1 rRNA gene (cut by a window edge) is annotated in these 1,690 nt (G+C 57.7%); it reads right to left on the bottom strand.

The features are described from left to right. Positions 1-1,543 (bottom strand): 23S ribosomal RNA (locus ACFVWD_RS57125) (it extends 1,597 nt beyond the left edge of the window). Between the last annotated feature and the right edge of the window lie 147 nt (positions 1,544-1,690).

The following is a 1,690-nucleotide window of genomic DNA, read 5'->3' as shown; positions in this document are numbered from 1 at the left end:
CGATGTTTGACGCTTCACAGCGGGTACCGGAATATCAACCGGTTATCCATCGACTACGCCTGTCGGCCTCGCCTTAGGTCCCGACTTACCCTGGGCAGATCAGCTTGACCCAGGAACCCTTAGTCAATCGGCGCACACGTTTCTCACGTGTGTATCGCTACTCATGCCTGCATTCTCACTCGTGAACCGTCCACCACTGCCTTCCGGCGCGGCTTCACCCGGCACACGACGCTCCCCTACCCATCACAGCGGGCGTTGGCCCTCATGCTGCAATGACACGACTTCGGCGGTACGCTTGAGCCCCGCTACATTGTCGGCGCGGAATCACTAGACCAGTGAGCTATTACGCACTCTTTCAAGGGTGGCTGCTTCTAAGCCAACCTCCTGGTTGTCTGTGCGACTCCACATCCTTTCCCACTTAGCGTACGCTTAGGGGCCTTAGTCGATGCTCTGGGCTGTTTCCCTCTCGACCATGGAGCTTATCCCCCACAGTCTCACTGCCGCGCTCTCACTTACCGGCATTCGGAGTTTGGCTAAGGTCAGTAACCCGGTAGGGCCCATCGCCTATCCAGTGCTCTACCTCCGGCAAGAAACACACGACGCTGCACCTAAATGCATTTCGGGGAGAACCAGCTATCACGGAGTTTGATTGGCCTTTCACCCCTAACCACAGGTCATCCCCCAGGTTTTCAACCCTGGTGGGTTCGGTCCTCCACGACCTCTTACAGCCGCTTCAACCTGCCCATGGCTAGATCACTCCGCTTCGGGTCTTGAGCGCGCTACTAAATCGCCCTATTCGGACTCGCTTTCGCTACGGCTTCCCCACACGGGTTAACCTCGCAACACACCGCAAACTCGCAGGCTCATTCTTCAAAAGGCACGCAGTCACGACGCACTGAGTAAACTCAATGCGCGACGCTCCCACGGCTTGTAGGCACACGGTTTCAGGTACTATTTCACTCCGCTCCCGCGGTACTTTTCACCATTCCCTCACGGTACTATCCGCTATCGGTCACCAGGGAATATTTAGGCTTAGCGGGTGGTCCCGCCAGATTCACACGGGATTTCTCGGGCCCCGTGCTACTTGGGTGTTTCTCAAACGAGCCGTTGACGTTTCGACTACGGGGGTCTTACCCTCTACGCCGGACCTTTCGCATGTCCTTCGCCTACATCAACGGTTTCTGACTCGTCTCACGGCCGGCAGACCGTGAAAGAGAAATCCCACAACCCCACATACGCAACCCCTGCCGGGTCTCACACGCATATGGTTTGGCCTCATCCAGTTTCGCTCGCCACTACTCCCGGAATCACGGTTGTTTTCTCTTCCTGCGGGTACTGAGATGTTTCACTTCCCCGCGTTCCCTCCACTTGCCCTATGTGTTCAGGCAAGGGTGACAGCCCATGACGACTGCCGGGTTTCCCCATTCGGAAACCCCCGGATCAAAGCCTGGTTGACGACTCCCCGGGGACTATCGTGGCCTCCCACGTCCTTCATCGGTTCCTGGTGCCAAGGCATCCACCGTGCGCCCTTAAAAACTTGGCCACAGATGCTCGCGTCCACTGTGCAGTTCTCAAACAACGACCAACCACCCATCACCCCCGGTTACCACCGGAGTTCACTGGGGCCGGCACTGAAGGCAGCCAACAATCGGCCGTACCCTCAGACACCCAACAGCGTGCCCGGCACCCC

Source organism: Streptomyces sp. NPDC058086 (genome assembly GCF_042885015.1).
Classification (GTDB): domain Bacteria; phylum Actinomycetota; class Actinomycetes; order Streptomycetales; family Streptomycetaceae; genus Streptomyces.
Note: the sequence above shows the minus strand (reverse complement) of the source record. Positions and strands in the feature narration are given on the sequence as shown.